We start from the raw sequence: 16,254 nt of genomic DNA, 5'->3' as shown, positions 1-16,254 counted from the left end.
TCTAAATTTCAACCACTGTCTATTCAGGCTCGGCATACTGTCCCAATAATGGCTTTTAAGACCTGTCTAGCGCGAACGGTGGCAAGGACAAATGCCAGCGGATCGCCGCTAAGCGAATCAATAGTGTGGTGACCATACCCACAATAGAGGCAGTCACAGAGCCCGGGCTGACTTGAACGGCGAGGGTATGAACGATGCCGCCAGCAATACAGGCAGTGGCATACACTTCTGTTCTCAGCACCATAGGTACTTCGCGCGCGAGCACATCACGAATAATGCCGCCGCCACACGCGGTGATCACGCCCATGATCACCGCTACCAAGGGAGATGCGCCATAACTCAGGGCTTTATCGACACCGATACCCACAAAGACCGCCAACCCAATGGCATCGGCACAAGGCAGCACGTACCAGGGGAGACGGCGAGGATGACGGATAAGTAGCATAGTGGCCACACAGGTGGCTAAAATCACCCAGATATAGGTGGTGTCGGTGATCCAAAACGCAGGTGTGGCCCCCATCGCCATATCTCGCACTGTCCCGCCGCCAATGGCGGTTGCACAGGCGAGAACGACCACGCCAAAGGGATCCATACGCAGACGGCCCGCCACCAGCACCCCGGAAATTGCGAACACGGCCGTACCGAATAAGTCGAATAAATACAAAATCATGGTCTGAGTCATGCTAAATCCTATTGTGCCTGACGGACTTCATCGAGGGCGGTACAAATTTGCTCGGCGGCGTTTAATGCACGAGGGGTCGCACGAGTGAGCCAATCCGGGTTAAGTGACCAAGTAAACTGGCGCGTCGCCTTAGGCAGCAACTCAGCCATTGAATGCCAACTGTCTGGTAGCTGCTCGCCTGTGTGGAAAAGCACTTTGGGGGCACGTGTGATGACTTGTTCCATATTGACTTGTGGATAGGCGGCGGGGCTGTCGGCGAAGACATTTTTCCCTCCACATAAACGAAATAACTGACTCGGCCAGGCTCGGTTACTGGCGGTCATCAGTGGCGTGTCACTGAGTAAGTAAAAGTATGGAACGGGCTCTGCACTGCGGTACTGGGCGTTTAATTGCGCCAGCTTTTGATCAAAGGCGTTAGCATTGCGTGTGGCGATGTCTGGGCTCTCGCTATAATGACCTAGCTCGCGAATAAACTGACCAATATCACTGAGCGTGTCTGGGTTGAGGTAACGGATGGTAAAGCCTAATTCCGCCAAGGCTTCCAGAGGTTTGGGCGGATTCCCGCCGCGCCAAGCTAAAATAAGATCCGGTTGCAGGGCGATAATGCGTTCGAGTTTGACTCCCCGATAGTTGGCCACGCGTTCGAGCGACTGAGCCGGCTGCGGATAATCACTGTAGGCACTTGCAGCGACCATATTGGGGCCAAGCCCAGCGGCATAAGCCAGCTCTGTGGCGTGGGGGGCGAGACTAATCACTCGCAACGGAGTGGCGTGAGCAAAAGGCATCCATGTTAAGGCCAAGACAAGCCAACAGGCTTGCAAGCGAAAAAGGGTACAAAGGGCACGAAAACGTGGCATCAATCAGTGTCCTTAAACGATTAAAACCAAGGAGCATAACCCGAGCCAGATTAAAACACTGTGGGTTAACTTCAAGCGCAGCAATAAAAGGTGATAACAAGCAGGGGTGACCCCATAGCCAATTTTGGTTCTCAAGGTCTTAGTACCTTGATAAACAGCCGGGCCGCCTAGAGAGAGCTGGAAGCGACTACCTGCACACGCGAGTAGCCAACCTGAACCAGGCGTTCGCCAGCGTCTGCCCTGCTGCCAGCCGGTTTTTAGGTGTGACCAAGGTTGACGGCTCATTGCCACGATCACAGCAAACAGCCCCATTGGCACTATATCCAACAGGTTCAATAAGCGGGCGCTGGCGAGTCCAAACGGGTAATAGCTTAAGCGGCTTGGGGTCCAAACGCGGTGAAGGTGTACCAAGCTGGTGTATAGCAAGGCACCCACACCGCCTGCGAGCAGATAATAAAATATCACGCAAACACAGTGCCGCGCTGTGCCAAGAAGCAGTGTTTCCGCGCCCGCTTTTCCTATTCCGATCAATGACAGAGACTCGGTTTCACGATTGACGCGTGTGGCGAGCAACGCGCGCGCTGCGCCCTTGTCATGTTGGTCTATCGCATGGGCGATGGTGTGGCCAAACTTATCGATTGGCCGCCAATCAAGTGCGAGCCAGAGCAATATGGCATCGAACAGGGGACGCGACCAAACGAGCTCTCGGGTGGCGATTAAAAAAATGGCGAGGGTGCCACCCATCAACATTAAGGCGAGCGCACCGGCAAGCTTACGCTGGCGCTTAGGGTCTGTATCTTTGTTGACTTGGCTCGCGAGCAAGTCGGCATACTGTCGCCAGTATTGAAACGGAGAGTATTGACTGGGCAATGGGAGTAGCCAGTGCACTAATACCGCCAACCACAGCGCCCATAAGCGGCCTTGGTCGGCGGCGTAGATCATCCATTGTTGCGGATTGAGCAAATCATCCATGGGGTCGAGTGATCAGGCGTCGATCATTGCGATCATGTTTTCCACCATGGCCGATGAGCTTTTGGCCGCTAACGGCAGAAACTCTTCAAAGGTCATGGGTGACTCTTTTTCTGCCACGACATCGGAGATGGCGCGCACTACCACAAAAGGCGTGGCAAACTGGGCACACACTTGCGCGATCGCTGCCGCTTCCATTTCGGCGGCCACCGCATCTGGGAAGTGGGTATAGATATGTTGGCGGTGGGCATCGGTGTGCACAAAGGTATCGGCGGTACAGATCAAGCCACGCACCACATGTGTTTGGCTGTCCACTGCTTTTTCTGCGAGTTGCATTAATGCTTCATCGGACTCGAAGACCGCCGGTTGCTGCGGCACTTGTCCCATTTGATAGCCGAATGCAGTGGCATCCGCATCGTGATAGCAGACTTTGGAAGACACTACCACATCACCCAGATTGAGTGAGGGCTCAAACGCACCAGCCGACCCTGTGTTGATCACCCAGTCAGGCTTGAATTGTGATAGCAGCAAGCTGGTACCAACGGCAGCAGCAACCTTACCGATGCCAGACTGAAGTAACACGATATCATGGCCTTGCAAAGTGCCAGTATAAAAGGTGCAGCCGCCTTCTTGGTGAGTGGCGCTGTTTTCCAGCTTGTCGCGCAGTAGAGTGACTTCTTGCTCCATGGCGCCAATTATGCCGATTTTCATGCTGATAATCCTGTTCGTGTAAATGCCGTTAGTGTACATGAGGCAATAAAAAAGTGCCTCCTTTGAGGCACTTCTGGATAGATAGCATCGATGTCTACGTGAACGATGTCGGACGATACCGCTGGAGCGTCGCCCGCGCTATACTTCTAGGTAGTCCATGATGCCTTCTGCTGCTTTGCGACCTTCATCAATGGCTGTCACCACCAAATCGGAGCCGCGCACCGCATCGCCCCCGGCAAAAATTTTGGGGTTCGTAGTTTGGTACAAGATATCACCTTTTGCGGGCGCTTGGATTCGTCCGCGCTCATCAAGGGCGACATCGTAAGGTTCTAGCCACTCCATCGCGTGTGGCTGAAAACCAAAGGCCATGATCACCGCGTCCGCTTCCAGCACATGCTCACTGCCCTCAATTGGCTCTGGGCGGCGGCGACCCGCAGCATCAGGCTCTCCGAGCTGGGTTTTCACCACAGTGACGCCGCTAACATTGCCATTACCGTCGACTTCAATCCCTAACGGTTGCAGGTTGAACATAAAGTTCACCCCTTCTTCGCGGGCATTTTTGACCTCACGGCGCGAGCCAGGCATGTTTTCCTCATCACGACGATAGGCACAAGTGACACTGGCGGCTTGTTGACGAATCGAGGTACGGACACAGTCCATCGCGGTATCTCCCCCTCCAAGCACCACGACACGTTTCCCCGCCATATCGATGAACGGTGGAGCATTGTCCAGTGCCATCACCTTATAGGTGTTGGAGACTAAGAAGGGCAGCGCATCAAAGACGCCGGGCGCATCTTCATTGGCGAGGCCTGCACGCATATACTTGTAGGTGCCAACCCCTAAGAAAACCGCATCGTAGTCATCGACCAAGGTTTGCATGTCGATATCTTTACCTACTTCGGTGTTGAGGCGAAACTCAACCCCCATCTCGGTAAAGACACGCTGACGATGCCGCATCACATCTTTTTCCAGCTTAAAAGATGGAATGCCAAAGGTGAGCAAGCCCCCAATTTCTGGGTAGCGGTCAAAGACCACGGGTTTTACCCCGTTGCGGACCAGTACATCGGCGCAGGCGAGTCCTGCTGGGCCGGCACCAATCACGGCGACTTTTTTATCTGTCCACTCAACGTGTGACATGTCAGGCTTCCAGCCCATCTCAAAGGCTTTGTCCGTGATGTACTTTTCGACATTGCCGATGGTGACGGCGCCAAAGTCGTCGTTGAGGGTGCAGTCACCCTCGCAGAGACGGTCTTGTGGGCACACGCGACCACATACCTCGGGCAGGCTATTGGTTTGGTGCGACAGCTCAACCGCTTCTATAATCCGACCCTCGTTGGCGAGCTTGAGCCACTGCGGAATATAGTTGTGCACTGGGCACTTCCATTCACAGTAGGGGTTGCCACAGTCAAGACAACGATCCGCTTGTGCTGACACCTCTTTTTCAGTGAAGGGTTCATAGATTTCAACGAACTCAATTTTGCGCGTTTCAATCGCTTTTTTGCGCGGGTCAATGCGCTGCACATCAATAAACTGATAGATGTTCTGGCTCATGGGTCCCTCCTTTTACTGCGCCTGAACGCGCAGCTCAGCAGCGCTGCGACTTTGGTGGCCTAATAAGGTATTCACATCAGCGGCTTTCGGTTTGACGAGGTAGAAACGGTGTACCCAAGTGTCAAAGTCATCGAGCAGCTGTTGTGCACGATCCGAGCCGGTCAGCTCGAAGTGTTGGGCTATCAGGCCACGTAAGTGCTCTTGATGGATAGCCAAAGCCTCCAAAGACAGGGCTTCAACCAACTCAGGGTTGATACGACCGTTAAAATCACCCTCTTCATCCAGCACGTATGCGAAGCCACCGGTCATCCCAGCGCCAAAGTTGACCCCGGTGCGACCGAGAATGGCCACAATGCCTCCCGTCATGTATTCACACGCATTGTCGCCCGCGCCTTCCACAATGGCATGGACGCCTGAGTTACGCACGGCAAAACGCTCACCGGCTTTACCGGCCGCAAACAATTTGCCCCCAGTGGCACCGTATAGGCAGGTGTTACCCATGATGGTGGACTCATGGCTGGCAAATGCTGAGCCGATAGGGGGCCGGATCACAATCTGTCCGCCGCTCATGCCTTTTCCGACGTAGTCGTTAGCATCCCCAATAAGGGTGATGTTCACTCCCGCGGCATTCCATACCCCGAGCGATTGGCCAGCGGTACCTTGCAGCTGGACATCCAGCGGGTTAGCTGCCATTCCGGTATTGCCGTAACGCTTGGCAATCGCACCAGACAAGCTGGCACCGACTGAACGGTCGGTATTACGAACAGACTTGTAGACACTGGCACTGTGGTTGGCCGCAATAGCTTCACCCAGCTCACTAAGCAGGGCTTGGTTAAGTTCAGCCTTGTCAAATGGCGTGTTAGGCTCACTGCAATACAAGGTCTTACCTGGCCACGGCGTTGGTGCATCGAGAATATGGCTTAGGTCGAGCTTCAGTTGCTTGGCGGTAAAGCCATCAACCGCCTCAAGGAGGTCGGTTCGACCAATCAGATCGGTAAGCTTTTCCACCCCTAGTTCGGCCAGCAGCTCGCGCACTTCTTCCCCTAGGCCTTTGAAGAAGTTCATCACTTGCTCGGGCAGGCCTTTAAAGTACTCACTACGCAAGGTTTCATCCTGAGTAGCAACGCCAGTTGCACAGTTATTGAGGTGGCAAATACGAAGGTATTTACAGCCAAGTGCGACCATAGGGGCGGTACCAAAGCCAAAGCTTTCTGCGCCTAAGATAGCGGCTTTGACAATGTCTAAACCGGTTTTTAGGCCCCCGTCGACTTGTAAACGGATCTTATGGCGCAAGCCGTTTTCAACCAGTGCTTGCTGAGTTTCAGCGAGCCCCAATTCCCACGGGCTACCTGCATATTTTACCGAGGTGAGCGGGCTTGCACCTGTCCCACCGTCGTACCCTGAGATGGTTATTAGGTCGGCGTACGCTTTGGCCACCCCGGTGGCAATGGTGCCTACGCCCGGCTCTGAAACCAGCTTAACCGACACGAGTGCCTGCGGATTAACTTGTTTGAGATCGAAGATCAGCTGGGCTAAATCCTCAATCGAGTAAATATCATGATGCGGCGGTGGCGAAATCAAGGTCACGCCGGGGACGGAGAAACGCAGTTTAGCAATTTCTGCCGTCACCTTATGGCCAGGCAGTTGTCCACCTTCTCCGGGCTTCGCGCCTTGGGCAACCTTGATTTGCAGCACATCCGCATTGGTCAGATAGTGCGGGGTGACGCCAAAACGGCCAGATGCAATCTGTTTGATGCGTGAATTGCGTTCGCTATTGAAACGACGTGGGTCTTCGCCTCCTTCGCCGGAGTTTGAGTGGCCACCTAGACGGTTCATGGCAATAGCCAGCGCTTCGTGCGCTTCCGGGCTCAAGGCACCGATAGACATCGCCGCCGAGTCAAACCGTTTGAACAGCTCCGTTGCCGGCTCTACACGCTCGAGCGCAACCGGTGAGGCCGCTTTTTTCAGTTGCATTAAATCGCGCAAGGTTGCCACAGGACGCTCATTCACGGTTTTAGCGTAGGTTTTGTAATCCATGGCCTCGCCAGATCGCACCGCGCTTTGCAAGTTGGTCACCACATCTGGGTTATACGCGTGGTACTCGCCATCGTGGACATACTTAAGCAGACCGCCATGTTCAAGCGGTTTACGCTTGATCCATGCTCGGCGAGATAGGTTGATCAAATCTTGTTGGAAATCATCAAAATTGGCCCCTTGAATGCGGCTAGCCACGCCTTTAAAGCAAAGCTCAATCACATCTTGGTGCAAGCCAACCGCCTCGAACAACTGCGAGCAACGGTAAGAGGCAATGGTCGAAATCCCCATTTTTGACATGATCTTGTAAAGGCCTTTATTAATGCCATTACGGAAGTTGACCATCACATCGCGATACGGCTTATCGACGGCGCCAATATCGACCAAGTTCGCCAGTGTTTCATAGGCTAAGTAAGGATAAACCGCCGTGGCACCAAACCCGAGTAACACCGCAAATTGATGGGGGTCGCGAGCACTGCCGGTTTCGATAATGATGTTGGCATCACAGCGTAGGTTTTGGTTAACCAAGCGTTTTTGCACCGCACCGACCGCCATTGCCGCAGGAATCGGAAGCGTATCTTTATTGATACTGCGGTCAGAGAGCACCACAAGAACGGTGCCATCACGGACACAACGCTCGGCCTGATCGCATAAATCGAGGATGGCTTGATGAAGATCTTTTTCGTTCGGATCGTAATTAATATCTAAAATGCTGTTGCGATAATAGGTATCGTCCAGCTCAAGCAGTTGCACCAGATCCGAGAACAAAAGAACCGGAGACTTAAACGCGACCCGCTCGGCGTGCCCATCGGTTTCACAGAACACATTCATTTCACGGCCAATACAGGTGGCCAGAGACATCACGTGGTTCTCGCGCAGCGGATCAATCGGTGGGTTAGTCACCTGGGCAAATTTTTGCCGGAAGTAATCGCTCACACAGCGTGGACGCGACGATAATACGGCCATTGGCGTATCATCACCCATGGAGCCAGTGGCTTCTTGGCCAATATCGCCCAGCACTTTGACGACCTGATCCACTTCCTCATTCGACATCCCAAACAGCTTTTGATAGGTCTTAAGCTGGGCGTCTTTAAGGTTACGGCTGCCTTCACTGGTGTCAGGATCTAAGTCTTCAAACGGTGTGAGACGACGGACATGTTGGTCCAGCCACTCACGATACGGATGACGGCTTTTTAGCTCATCATCGATTTCACCTGAGTGCCAAATCTTCCCTTCGCGGGTATCGATCACTAAAAGCTCACCCGGGCCCACGCGGCCTTTTTCTGACACTTCGTCAGGTGCGTAATCCCAGATCCCAATCTCGGAGGCGAGGGTAATAAACTTATCTTTGGTAACCACATAGCGCGCCGGACGCAGGCCGTTGCGGTCAAGATTACAGGCGGCATAGCGGCCGTCTGACATCACGATGCCCGCTGGCCCGTCCCATGGCTCCATATGCATGGAGTTAAAGTCATAAAATGCGCGCAGTTCATCATCCATATCTGGGTGATTTTGCCATGCGGGCGGCACCAGTAAGCGCATAGCCCGGAATAAGTCCATCCCACCGGCGAGAAAAACTTCCATCATGTTGTCGAGGCTTGAGGAATCAGACCCTGATTCATTCACAAACGGGGCGGCTTGATGTAAGTCAGGCAACAAAGGGGAGTTAAATTTGTATGCACGTGTGCGTGCCCACTGACGGTTCCCCTCAATGGTGTTGATTTCGCCGTTGTGGGCAAGGTATCTAAAGGGCTGTGCGAGCGGCCAGCGTGGTTGAGTATTGGTACTGAAACGCTGGTGGAACAAGCAGATAGATGACTCTAGGCGCAGATCCGCGAGATCGGTGTAAAAACGAGGCAGATCCGCTGGCATACACAACCCTTTGTAAACAATGGTTTGTGTGGATAGGCTGGTGACATAAAAGTCAGCATCGTCTGCCAAGGCTTTTTCTGCACGGCGACGCGCAATATACAGGCGTCGCTCTAAATCGCGTGCGCGCCAGCCTGCTGGACCATTGATAAACACTTGTTCAATGACCGGTTGAGACTGTTTGGCGATATCCCCGAGTACATCTGGGTTGGTCGGTACGGTCCGCCATCCCACCACTGATAGCGTTTCAGCGTTGATTTCTTGCTCGAAGCGTTGTTTGGCTTGTTGGGCTTTTGCCGGATCGGCACTGAGAAAAATCATGCCGACCGCATATAGACGGCTCAGCTTCCATTGGTTTTGCTCAGCAATAAGGCGGAAAAAGCGGTCGGGCTTTTGCAGTAGTAGCCCACAACCATCGCCTGTCTTGCCGTCAGAGTTGATGCCACCTCGGTGGGTCATGCGGTCAAGTGCAGCGATAGCAGTACGAACCAGTTTGTGGCTGGGCTCCCCCTCTTGATGGGCGATAAGGCCAAAACCACAGTTATCTTTTTCCAGCATTGGGTTGTACAGCGACATTGCAATTCTCCCTTGCTACTGCGTTACGCGCAGTGATTGCATTTATTGTCGTGATCCTCCTGACCACTCTGAACAGATTCGCTTTGTGACTGTGCGCTCGTTATGTTGTGATTTTTTAACGAGAAAAGTCGGTGATCTACACTCTAACTCACTGTTTTATCGATGGATTGACAGAGAATACACAGGCAAAGCGCTATTCAGCGACCTTCCAAATTAACGGTAAACCTTGCAAAGGTCAAATTTTTATATGCATCCTTTATGCATAGCAATAGAAGTATGTCTTTATTGTAAACAACTGATATAAAAGTATTTATTGTGGTTTTCTTGATGAATAATATCTATTCGCAATTATGCCATTTTGTTAAATAATTATTAAATAAAAGGCGAATTCGAGTAGATATTCTAGCTTTGATGATGAATAAAGAAGGGTGCGTTATATGCTTTCTCTTTCATAGCAAAAAGCACTGTCAATTGATGTAATAAAATAACAAATGATATTCGCAAAGCTGTGAACAGGACAATCACGCGTTCTATCAAAACTGTGGCAGAATACGTCGCCGGTGAGGTAGGGCGTGAATACGATCAAGGACAGTAATAAGGCAGACAGGAGTGGCATGGCGTTTTTTAGTTTTAGCTTGGTTTTCGTGTTAGGCGCTTTGCTTGGCTACGGTTGGCGCGCGCGTCGAGCGACACTGGCGTTATCCGATTGGCGGGTTTACATGGCCGGGTTAGACACGCCACATGCGATTGTCACGGCCGATGATGGTGATATCTTGTATGCCAATGCACCTTGTGTGGAGTCTTTTTCGCTGGTAGGTAGCCACAACCGGTTTAAAACCGCCAATGAAAAACAGCAGCAAGCGGTGCGCGCTTTTATTGTGGCGCAGCGTTGGCCTCAGCCATTTTCTAATGTTGAAGCCAAAGTCAGAGCCCCGGGCGCGAATCGGGTGCGGGTTGAGGTGACCTTATCTGGCTTGCCGATCCGCTGTCGCGGCAAGCGTGCCTGGCTCATTTCATTTTCTGCCTCTGAGTCCAACACGCAATGGCACCTGCAGCAACAAGAACAAGGTGTGCTTTTAAGCGTGATTAATTCCTTGGCGGAGCTCGTATGCTTTCAAGATGTTGAGGGAAACGTGGTGGGTACGAACGCCGCCTTTGACCGCTTCTGGCAGGGCCGAGAGCAGGAAGCAGTGCTTTGGCAAGCCGGTGAGCCGCTTTCCGAGCCGCGAACAGTACGTACCTGGGCGACACAACATCATGATCAGAGCTGCTTATTGGAAACGAATATCACAACGCTTAAAAATGATAAGCAGGAAGTGATAGGCACATTGAGTATTAGCCATGATGTGACCAATTGGCACCAGATGCAGGAGCGGTTACAAAAAGAAGCACAACAGCGTCACTCGGTTGAGCAAGTGCTGGAGCAGCGAAGTAACTTGCTCAGTGCGATTTTCCAAGCGAGTGTCGACCCTATCGGTATTTTTGATCAAGACTATTATCACTTGGCGTGTAATCAAGCGTATGCCGATGCGCTTGGCACCACCATTGAAGCGCTCGAGAATGCACCGGCGCAATATGTGGTAGATCCGGAGATATTTGATCAACACAAAGCGCGTGATAAACAGGTGCTAGAAACGGGTGGAACCATTACCTATGAAGATGTCATTTTAACGGATACGGGTGAGCAAACTTGGTATGAGGTGACCAAGTCACGCATTCAAGATCCGGTCACGTTGGCACCGGCTGTGCTGCTGATGGCACGAGATATCACCGAACGGAAAGAGACACAACAACAGTTAGCCGATGCCATCATGGCACTGCAGGAGCTCAGCTTTGTTGATAGCCTTACTCAAGTGGCTAACCGACGCAGTCTTGACGAGCAATTGAGCACGCTGTGGCGTTCACACGCCAGAGAGCAGACCCCCCTGGCGTTTATTCTTTGCGATATAGATCATTTTAAGCTTTACAACGATCACTATGGTCACCAGCAGGGTGACTGGGCCTTACAGCAAGTGGCCAAGGCGCTAAAATCGTCCGTTCATCGCCCGATGGATATGGTTGCCCGTTATGGGGGGGAAGAATTTGCGATTGTCTTACCACAGACAGGGCTAAACGGCGCGATGGATGTGGCTGAACGGGCGAGGCAAGCGATATTAGCGGCGAACATCGAACACTTGGACGAGGCATCCACCCAGCAACTGACGATGAGCCTGGGGGCGGCGTGTATGATCCCAGCGCCGGATCAAGATTATGGCGATTTGGTACAATGCGCGGATCGTGCGTTATATCAAGCCAAGCGACATGGCCGCAATCGTGTGAGTGTGCTGCAAGGTGCCTCTCATTCTCGCCCATCAAACAAGCAACGAGCCTCGGTGGCTGAATCAATTCACTTCGAATCTGGCGGTTAATAAGCCTATATGAAACAACTTAAAGTCCTTGCCCAATATTACGTCGACTTGCTGGTCAAGTTAGGCATAGTGCGCTTTAGCATGCTACTGGCTTTGGCGCTCGTGGCGCTCGCGGTAGTGGTGCAAGTGGGGATTACCTTAGTCCTTGAGGGCACGGTTCAAAATATTGATATCATTCGCTCGGTTTTCTTTGGCCTGGTGATTACGCCGTGGGCGGTTTACTTTCTGTCGGTGGTGGTTGATCAACTGGAGGAGTCTCGTCAGCGGTTATCAAAACTGGTTTCTAAGCTGGAAGAAATGCGTGCGCGTGATATGCGCCTTAACCGCCAACTCACCGAAAATATTGAGCAACTCAACTCGGAAATAGAAGAGCGTGAGAAAGCGGAGAGTGCGCGGCAGCAGGCGATTAAAGATCTTGAAAACGAAGTTTATCAGCGTGAAAAAGCGCAGTTGGAGCTGGCGGAGCAAACCGCCTTACTCCGCTCTTTCATTGATGCTTCCCCGGATTTGATTTATTACCGCAACGCTGATGGTCAGTTCTCGGGTTGTAACCGAGCGATGGAAGAGCTAACCGGTTATGACGAGAAAACGCTCAAAGGGCTGACACCTTGGGACGTTTATCGCGAAGATATCGCTGAAAAAGTGGTCGAAACCGACCAGCAAGTGTTTGACGCCAATGTGTCGATAACCTACGAGCAATGGCTTGAATATCAAGACGGGCGCAAAGCCTATTTTGAATTGCGCAAAGTGCCTTTCTTTGCCCGAGATGGGCGGCACCTTGGGCTGCTTGGTTTTGGGCGAGAAATTACCGAGCGTAAGCGCTACCAAGATGCGCTAGAAAAAGCGAGCCGAGAAAAAACAGCGTTTATTTCCACCATTAGTCATGAATTGCGTACCCCGCTCAATGGGATTGTTGGCCTAAGCCGCATGTTGCTGGAGTCAAACTTGGATGATAAGCAACGTAATTATCTGCGGACGATTTATGTCAGTGCGATCACGTTGGGCAATATTTTTAACGACATCATTGATTTAGACAAATCTGATCGCAAACGTCTTTCTCTGCATCCCACCAGTGTGGATTTAAATGAATTTGTTACCGAAATCGACAATATTTCAGGGTTGATGGCCGAGCAAAAGGGCTTACGTTTTGAACTTGAGCGAGTGACCGAACTCCCTGACTATGTGGCGGTTGATACGACGAGGCTGCGGCAAATCCTATGGAATCTCGTCGGTAATGCGGTCAAGTTTACCAAGCAAGGCTGTGTGATCATTACAGTCAGCGCGGAAGTGGACGGTGACCAAGCCCATTTATGCTTTGACGTTGAAGACAGTGGTATCGGGATCCCCGCGGATGAACAAGACAAGATTTTTGCCATGTATTACCAAGTTAAACAGGCAGGGGAAAACCTGCATGCCGTTGGGACAGGTATTGGCTTGGCGGTATCGCGTAAATTGGCCCGTTTGATGGGGGGAGATATTACTCTCGACAGTGAAGAGGGCGAGGGGAGTACCTTTACGGTTACCGTCAAGGTGCCATTGAGTGAGCCTGGAGAAGACGAAACACCGGCACTCACCCCAGTGGAGAGCAGGCTGCGTATTTTATTGGTGGAGGATATTGAGCTCAATATTACTGTTGCTACCAGCTTGCTTGAGAGCTTGGGGCACCAGGTGACCGTCGCTCGCGATGGGCAGTCGGCGTTAGATGTGTTCTCGCCAGACGCGTTTGATCTGGCGCTGCTCGACATTCAACTGCCCGATATGACCGGGTTTGATATCGCGGCTACTTGGCGAGAGCAGTATGCGCAACTGCCACCTTTAGTTGCGCTGACCGCCAATGTTATTAATGACAAAAATAGCTATCTTGCCAACGGAATGGACGATGCGATCAGCAAACCCATTAGTGTGAGTGCGCTTAACCAGGTGATTGAGCAGTATGCTTTGTCATCAAACATGGTGACAGACGTCGAGAGTGTGAATGAGCCCGCGCCGAGCCGTCCTATCGCGAATGAACAAGCAGAGCGGTTACTCGATATGGATATGCTCACTGGGTATGTGGAGTTAGTGGGTATAGACCCTGTGAAACAAAGCATTGAGATGTTTGAGTCAACCATGCCAGAGTACATCGCCATCCTCGACTCGAATATGACGGCACGAGATCAAGAAGGCATTGTTTCTGAAGCGCACAAAATTAAGGGCGCTGCAGGATCGGTGGGACTCAAGCATATTCAAAAAGTGGCGCAAAAAGCACAGTCACCCGACCTCCCCGCGTGGTGGGAAAACATTGCGGATTGGATTGATGAAATCAAAGATGGTTATCAGCACGATCTGGATGTGCTCAAAGCATGGTTAGACGAGCAAGCGTAGCGCTTCTGGCTGGCGAGCCCACTGAGAAACCAGCAAGCGACAAAGAGAAAAAAGGCGCCTTAATCGGCGCCTTTTTCTTGAGTTCGACACGCAGTCATTAAACCATGCACTGTCTCTCAACGACTCTTTATTGCTCTTCGATTTCACCGCAGAAGCGATAACCTTCACCATGAATGGTCGCAATGATCTCTGGTGTGTCATTGTGCGATTCGAAATGTTTACGGATCCGGCGGATCGTGACATCCACGGTACGATCGTGCGGCTTAAGTTCACGACCCGTCATTTTCTTAAGCAGCTCAGCACGCGTCTGAATTTTGCCTGGGTTTTCACAGAAGTGAAGCAGGGCGCGGAACTCAGAGCGAGGCAGCTTAAAGGTTTCCCCTTCTGGGTTAATGAGCGAGCGACTGTTGATGTCGAGTGTCCAACCGTTAAAGACATACACGTCGACGTTACGCTTTTCTTCGCTGTCGTTGACACTGCTCATGGCACGTGTGAGCAGGTTACGCGCACGGATAGTCAGTTCGCGTGGGTTGAACGGTTTGGTAATGTAGTCGTCGGCACCGATTTCGAGCCCGAGAATCTTGTCGACTTCATTGTCACGCCCAGTGAGGAACATCAGCGCCATGTCACCTTGTTCACGCAATTCGCGCGCGAGCAACAAGCCGTTTTTACCTGGCAAGTTAATATCCATGATCACTAAGTGAACATGATGGTTAGACAGGACTTGATGCATTTCGTCGCCATCGCTGGCTTCAAACACATTGTAACCTTCCGCTTCAAAGATACTTTTCAGCGTGTTACGTGTGACCTGTTCATCTTCTACAATCAGAATTTGCGGGGTTTGCATTGGCGATACCTAATATCTAAATAGAATCCGGTTGCACTTCACAGTCTAGACTGTCTAGCCTGTGAAAAAAATTTACAAAAATGCGAGGAGTGTCTACCGCGAACCTCGCAACTAACATATGGCACGCCATCCATAGAGAAGTGTTCGTCGATGCTAGACAACGCACCGTGAGTTCCAGCTTAAGACGGGGCGTGGCAGTATGAGTGCACCACCAAGCCAATCACTCTGATATCCATTAATTATCGCCAATTGTATTCATTTAACAGCACGCTAACAATATATTAGGATAAGGGTTGATGATTTTTTTCATCCTTTATTGACCCCAATCAAAAGCATGTTAAATGTCAGTTAGCGACGCGTTTTAACTTAACTTTCTGAATAATGACGCATAATTAGTCACTAAGCATAGTATGCGTTACGAGTAGGTGTAAACAATGTGTGATCCTGATAACCAGCAAGAATTGTGGAAAACTTACCAATCGATCGCGTTTCACGCTCCTCAAGCGCCAGATGCCGAAGCATTTGCTATTCTTACCGCATTTAATCCGCGTAGCCAACCTTTATCTGAGAAAGAGAATCAATCGCGTAATGCTCAGCTTGAAAGTGCAATGACACAACAAGGGATACGCTATTGGCCAATGAATGGTGGGGCGCCGGATGGGAGTTGGTATGAGCCGGGTTTTGCGGTTGCTGTGGATAAGCACGAAGCCATGTTATTGGCGCAACAATGGCAACAAAATGCCATCTATTGGGTAGAGAATGATAGTTTATGGTTGTTGCCTGTTTTGATGGATGCGTTCACACCGCAATCACTGAACGTGCGTTTTTCATCCTTGTTTACGGCAGCCACTCGCTAACTCTTTCCCACAACGAAAAAGGAGAAAGGCATCATGGACGATAAATTGCCGGACTTATGTGACAATCACCCGGAGGCGGTGCAATGGATCCCACTGCAGTGGCAGAACTATGGCGCTCATTGCTGCTTTGAAGGCCGAGTTCGTACAGTACGTTGCTATCACGATAATTCCAAAGTGAAGGCGATGCTGGCTACCCCAGGTGAGGGCCAGGTGCTGGTAGTGGATGGCTCTGGTGCGATGGATAGAGCCTTGCTGGGCGATCTTATCGCACAAAGCGCTGTTGATAATGGGTGGGCAGGCGTCGTCATCGTTGGGCCGGTTCGCGATGCGGCGACGCTAGCGACCTTGCCGATCGGAATTAAGGCTCTGGGTGTCTGTCCGATAAAAACGCAAAAACGCGATCAGGGCGATGTGGATGTCGCGTTAGCGTTAAACGGCGTGTCTGTGAGGGCAGGTGATTATCTGTATGCCGATCTAAATGGCGTGATTGTGTGTGCAGAGCCACTGATCAGTTAATCTGGGCGGCGGG

Annotated in this window: 11 protein-coding genes; 4 read left to right on the top strand and 7 right to left on the bottom strand. The window is 51.5% G+C overall.

Annotated elements, in window-relative coordinates:
• Window positions 1–55: 55 nt before the first annotated feature.
• The 6 genes from BZG25_RS03810 to gltB all read right to left on the bottom strand — a co-directional run bounded on the left by BZG25_RS03810 (window position 56) and on the right by gltB (window position 9,249).
• Window positions 56–670 (bottom strand): TRIC cation channel family protein, encoded by a 615-nt coding sequence (locus BZG25_RS03810; RefSeq protein WP_046074211.1) that lies wholly within the window; start codon window positions 668–670, stop codon window positions 56–58.
• Window positions 671–690: 20 nt separating this feature from the next.
• Complete coding sequence (gene btuF / locus BZG25_RS03805) at window positions 691–1,539, bottom strand: vitamin B12 ABC transporter substrate-binding protein BtuF (RefSeq protein ID WP_108744006.1); 849 nt, start codon at window positions 1,537–1,539, stop codon at window positions 691–693.
• Between the two features lie 12 nt (window positions 1,540–1,551).
• On the bottom strand, window positions 1,552–2,511 hold the full coding sequence (locus tag BZG25_RS03800) for a cobalamin biosynthesis protein (RefSeq protein ID WP_046074046.1): 960 nt from the start codon (window positions 2,509–2,511) through the stop codon (window positions 1,552–1,554).
• A 12-nt stretch (window positions 2,512–2,523) separates the two neighbouring features.
• On the bottom strand, window positions 2,524–3,219 hold the full coding sequence (gene mtnN / locus BZG25_RS03795; protein WP_046074047.1) for a 5'-methylthioadenosine/S-adenosylhomocysteine nucleosidase: 696 nt from the start codon (window positions 3,217–3,219) through the stop codon (window positions 2,524–2,526).
• A 138-nt stretch (window positions 3,220–3,357) separates the two neighbouring features.
• On the bottom strand, window positions 3,358–4,770 hold the full coding sequence (locus BZG25_RS03790; RefSeq protein ID WP_046074048.1) for an FAD-dependent oxidoreductase: 1,413 nt from the start codon (window positions 4,768–4,770) through the stop codon (window positions 3,358–3,360).
• Between the two features lie 12 nt (window positions 4,771–4,782).
• Window positions 4,783–9,249: a glutamate synthase large subunit gene (gltB, locus tag BZG25_RS03785; protein WP_077578763.1), complete on the bottom strand. Its 4,467-nt coding sequence runs from the start codon at window positions 9,247–9,249 to the stop codon at window positions 4,783–4,785.
• Window positions 9,250–9,863: 614 nt separating this feature from the next.
• Here gltB and BZG25_RS03780 point away from each other — a divergent pair.
• Together BZG25_RS03780 and arcB are read left to right on the top strand one after the other, a co-directional pair.
• Window positions 9,864–11,657 (top strand): diguanylate cyclase, encoded by a 1,794-nt coding sequence (locus tag BZG25_RS03780; protein ID WP_077638541.1) that lies wholly within the window; start codon window positions 9,864–9,866, stop codon window positions 11,655–11,657.
• A gap of 9 nt (window positions 11,658–11,666) precedes the next feature.
• A complete protein-coding gene (gene arcB / locus BZG25_RS03775) occupies window positions 11,667–14,021 on the top strand; it encodes an aerobic respiration two-component sensor histidine kinase ArcB (protein ID WP_046074050.1) in 2,355 nt (784 codons plus the stop codon).
• Window positions 14,022–14,148: 127 nt separating this feature from the next.
• Here the strand turns inward: arcB and arcA are convergent, their stop codons facing one another.
• On the bottom strand, window positions 14,149–14,868 hold the full coding sequence (gene arcA / locus BZG25_RS03770) for a two-component system response regulator ArcA (protein ID WP_046074051.1): 720 nt from the start codon (window positions 14,866–14,868) through the stop codon (window positions 14,149–14,151).
• A gap of 434 nt (window positions 14,869–15,302) precedes the next feature.
• On the opposite strand from arcA, the gene BZG25_RS03765 reads away from it, so the two are divergent.
• Entirely contained in the window at window positions 15,303–15,725 is a 423-nt protein-coding gene (locus BZG25_RS03765) for a DUF3293 domain-containing protein (RefSeq protein ID WP_046074052.1), read from the top strand.
• A gap of 33 nt (window positions 15,726–15,758) precedes the next feature.
• A complete protein-coding gene (locus BZG25_RS03760) occupies window positions 15,759–16,241 on the top strand; it encodes a putative 4-hydroxy-4-methyl-2-oxoglutarate aldolase (RefSeq protein WP_077638540.1) in 483 nt (160 codons plus the stop codon).
• Window positions 16,242–16,254: the final 13 nt, after the last annotated feature.

Source organism: Salinivibrio sp. ML198, from assembly GCF_001996015.1.
Lineage (GTDB): Bacteria > Pseudomonadota > Gammaproteobacteria > Enterobacterales > Vibrionaceae > Salinivibrio > Salinivibrio siamensis.
This window is presented reverse-complemented; position numbering and strand designations above follow the sequence as displayed.

What these genes read in the sequence shown, in the direction of transcription:
- BZG25_RS03810 (WP_046074211.1), bottom strand. Translation starts at nt 670, where the DNA reads ATGATTTTGTATTTATTCGACTTATTCGGTACGGCCGTGTTCGCAATT.
- btuF (WP_108744006.1), bottom strand. Translation starts at nt 1,539, where the DNA reads ATGCCACGTTTTCGTGCCCTTTGTACCCTTTTTCGCTTGCAAGCCTGT.
- BZG25_RS03800 (WP_046074046.1), bottom strand. Translation starts at nt 2,511, where the DNA reads ATGGATGATTTGCTCAATCCGCAACAATGGATGATCTACGCCGCCGAC.
- mtnN (WP_046074047.1), bottom strand. Translation starts at nt 3,219, where the DNA reads ATGAAAATCGGCATAATTGGCGCCATGGAGCAAGAAGTCACTCTACTG.
- BZG25_RS03790 (WP_046074048.1), bottom strand. Translation starts at nt 4,770, where the DNA reads ATGAGCCAGAACATCTATCAGTTTATTGATGTGCAGCGCATTGACCCG.
- gltB (WP_077578763.1), bottom strand. Translation starts at nt 9,249, where the DNA reads ATGTCGCTGTACAACCCAATGCTGGAAAAAGATAACTGTGGTTTTGGC.
- BZG25_RS03780 (WP_077638541.1), top strand. Translation starts at nt 9,864, where the DNA reads ATGGCGTTTTTTAGTTTTAGCTTGGTTTTCGTGTTAGGCGCTTTGCTT.
- arcB (WP_046074050.1), top strand. Translation starts at nt 11,667, where the DNA reads ATGAAACAACTTAAAGTCCTTGCCCAATATTACGTCGACTTGCTGGTC.
- arcA (WP_046074051.1), bottom strand. Translation starts at nt 14,868, where the DNA reads ATGCAAACCCCGCAAATTCTGATTGTAGAAGATGAACAGGTCACACGT.
- BZG25_RS03765 (WP_046074052.1), top strand. Translation starts at nt 15,303, where the DNA reads ATGTGTGATCCTGATAACCAGCAAGAATTGTGGAAAACTTACCAATCG.
- BZG25_RS03760 (WP_077638540.1), top strand. Translation starts at nt 15,759, where the DNA reads ATGGACGATAAATTGCCGGACTTATGTGACAATCACCCGGAGGCGGTG.